We start from the raw sequence: 3,281 nt of genomic DNA, 5'->3' as shown, positions 1-3,281 counted from the left end.
AAGCGGCAGAGCAGGCACAAGCCGCACTGGTTGCAGAGTCTGCCACCGTCGAGGCTGCCGCGCAGGTGGAACCCGTCGTTGTTGCCCCTGTGGTCGTGGAAGCCGCCGCCGAGGTGGTTGCTGCCGAGCCTGCTGTTGCCAACGTGAAGACCAAGACCGAGGAAGCCCCGAGCAGCGAAGCTGTTGTGGCCGAATCCGTGGCTGACGACGTCACCAACGTGGATGCAGCCCCTGCCGTGGTCGCCGAACCAGTTGCTCCCGTGGCGCAAGTCTCTGCCGAAGTCGCCCCCCAGGAATCTGCCGCTGCAGAAGCCGCTGTGCCTGTGGCCCAGGTCGTGAACAAGGGTGCCGGTGTATTGGCCCGTGCCCGCAAGGCTTATGCCCCCATGGCAACGCCGGCTGCGGCTCCTGCCCCGACACCCCGTGAACCCGTGGAGTACGCTCCCCTGGTACGCAGCGAAGTCGTGACCTCCGGTCGCCACGGTGGCAGCACCGCTGCCAGCAACGTGGCAACCAGCCCGGCCGGTCGCCCCTGAGCAGACTCGTTAGTCTGAATAAAGAGCCACACATCGTGTGGCTCTTTTTTTGTCTCTTTTTTGGGGCTGACATCGCCTTGCTCTCCCCCCCCTGCCCGTTCGATATCCGCCGCTTTCCCGATGTTCAGCGACCACACACACCCAGTCCAAGCAAGACGTGAATAACACACCAGACAGAGGATTCATCTCTGTCAAAGCACCATGACATGCTCTGCTTGTGGATAGGTCAATGCATTGACAGCATATGATGCCATTGGCAAACAGTCTGGCAGCGTTTCCCCTTTGGTAGCACAGTCGGTGTGTTCAGTGGTGGCTGAGACAGCCCAGGTTGAACGCGAATGCCAGACATAGGGCAACCTGTGGCACTCTTCACTCTCATCATTTCTGGTGAGGATCATAGACCCGTTGAACGCCCTCCCTTCAGCTTCACGTGCAAGCGTCAGCTCGTAACAAGGTAGCTCCGGGTATGCTGCCCTCACTGTGTACAACAGAGTGGTTGAGGGATGTAGAGAAACAAACGAGGTGATAGATAATGCTGTTCAACTTCTTGTCTGATGGCATACAACTATCACTTATTGAACTATTGCCGTATGACGTGACATTCACCGGGCAACAAAAAAAGGCCCGAAGGCCCTTGTTTCATTTCCAATGACTATCGCGCTTACCCGCCAAAGAGATGGTTGTTCAGCAGGAAGAGACCGCCGGAGAGCAGCATGGTGAGCGGCAATGTCAGCACCCAGGCCAGCAGAATGGTCTTGATGGTCTGGCTCTGCAGGCCGGACTTGTTGGCCACCATGGTCCCCGCCACCGCGGAGGAGAGAATGTGGGTGGTGGACACCGGCATCCCGGTCAGACTCGCAATCCCGATGGACGCGGCGGCCGTGATCTGGGCTGCAATGCCCTGGCTGTAGGTCATGCCGGAGGAACCGATCTTCTCCCCTACCGTGTAGACGATACGACGCCAGCCCACCATGGTGCCGCAACCGAGCGCCAGCGCGATGGACACGATGACCCAGGTCGGCGCATATTCGGCCGTGGCGGTCAGATCCTTGCGCCATTTGGCAAGATCGGTCAACTCCTTGGCCGGCAGCGGCAATTTGGAGACCTTGCGGGCAGTGTCGTCGATGCACAGCAGCAGGCGACGCACTTCGCGGCGATCCACCAGATTCATCTCCTCGTAGGTGCGCACCTGGCCCAGACGCTTGTCGAGGGTCGCCATGGCCTGCAGGGCCTCCCCTGCCGCACAGTGGCTCATCAGCTCCTCCTGGGCTTTGGCAGGGACACTGAAGTTCACCAGATGGGAGACCTGATCCTGGTTACGCTGGTAGATCTCCATGATGCGCTGGTTGGCATCCTGGGTTCTGTCCAGATCATAGGAGCGGCTGTTCATGTCCAGCGCAAAATAGGCAGGCGCCATGCAGATCAGCACCAGCATCACCAGACCGATGCCTTTCTGGCCATCGTTGGAACCGTGTACGAAGCTCACCCCCATTGCGGAGCAAATCAGAGTGACACGGGCCCAGAACGGTGGATGCTTCTTGCCGTCCACCAGCAGGCGCTCTTCCGGGGTCTTGTGGATCTTGCTGCCAAGCCATACGCGCTTCATGGCGAACAGCAGCAAGGCGGCAATGATGAAGCCCACGGTGGGAGAGATGATGAGAGAGAGCATGATGTCGATGGCTTTGCCGACGTTGATACCCTCTTTCAGGGGTTGATGGCTGATCAGGGCATAGGCGCCGCCTACCCCCAGGATGGAACCGATCAGGGTGTGGGAGCTGGATGCCGGAATGCCGAAGTACCAGGTTCCCAGGTTCCAGACGATGGCCGAGAACAGCAGGGAGAACACCATGATCAGACCCTGGGTAGAGTCCATGCCAAGCAGCAGATCGATGGGCAGCAGGTGAACGATGGCATAGGCCACCCCCAACCCACCCAGCATGACACCGGCGAAATTGAACAGACCGGAAGCCACCACCGCCATATGAGCCGGCATCGCCTTGGTATAGATAACCGTTGCTACCGCGTTGGCGGTATCGTGAAAGCCGTTGATGAATTCATAGGCCAGCACAAAAAAAACGGCCAATACCAAACCGATTGACCACCACAAACCCAAACCACTAAACATTTCAAACATAAAAACGAACCTGTTTATGAGTTGCGGCGGATTATGCCAGAAGGCTCGATGCGCCATACCCGTTGTTGAAATATTTCAGCAAAAAAAAAAAAGGGCATTCCGTCAGAAAATGTCTTAGGGCCTGTAGGAACGGGGCTTGTCGAGGATTAATTTAAGTCCATTCCATTGCTGTGGATAGGCGCCAATCAAAGCCTAATCATAGCTCGATGCCCCGAAAAAGGCCGTTTTCAACCCCCTCGGCACGTCCGTTTCCTTTTGTCAGATAAAAAAGAGGGTGCCTTGGCACCCTCCTCGATAGACAAGCCGCACGGTGCGCAGATCAATCCTGGTTGATCCGGCTGGCCACAGCCCCTTGCTGACTCTTGTATTTGGCATTTTCCCGTTTGTTGTACGGGCGAGCTGCGGTACCTGACAGCATCTCGAAGTTCAGGGCACCGATCTTCATCTTGGGACGCAGGGCCAGAGGCAACTTGCCACCGTTGTAAAACTCCAGCACGATGCGACCGGACCAGCCCGGATCGATGCGGTGGGCGGTGACGTGCACCATGAGGCCCAGGCGCGCCAGGGAGGAACGACCATCCAGCCAGCCGACGATATCGGCGGGCAAGGTA

The 3,281-nt window shown here is 57.8% G+C and carries 2 protein-coding genes and 1 pseudogene; 1 reads left to right on the top strand and 2 read right to left on the bottom strand.

Annotation, left to right across the window (positions count from 1 at the left end; genetic code table 11):
- Window positions 1–536 (top strand): annotated as a pseudogene (locus AACR77_RS18135) (ribonuclease E); the annotation flags it as partial.
- Between the two features lie 661 nt (window positions 537–1,197).
- On the opposite strand, the gene AACR77_RS18130 reads toward AACR77_RS18135, so the two are convergent.
- Window positions 1,198–2,670, bottom strand: coding sequence for an inorganic phosphate transporter (locus AACR77_RS18130; protein ID WP_029314527.1), 1,473 nt, complete (start codon window positions 2,668–2,670; stop codon window positions 1,198–1,200).
- Between the two features lie 319 nt (window positions 2,671–2,989).
- On the bottom strand, window positions 2,990–3,281 hold a 292-nt coding region (gene dcd, locus AACR77_RS18125), incomplete at its 5' end, for a dCTP deaminase (protein WP_042877790.1).

This window comes from Aeromonas sp. ZOR0002, from assembly GCF_963866995.1.
Taxonomy (GTDB): domain Bacteria; phylum Pseudomonadota; class Gammaproteobacteria; order Enterobacterales; family Aeromonadaceae; genus Aeromonas; species Aeromonas caviae.
Note: the sequence above shows the minus strand (reverse complement) of the source record. Positions and strands in the feature narration are given on the sequence as shown.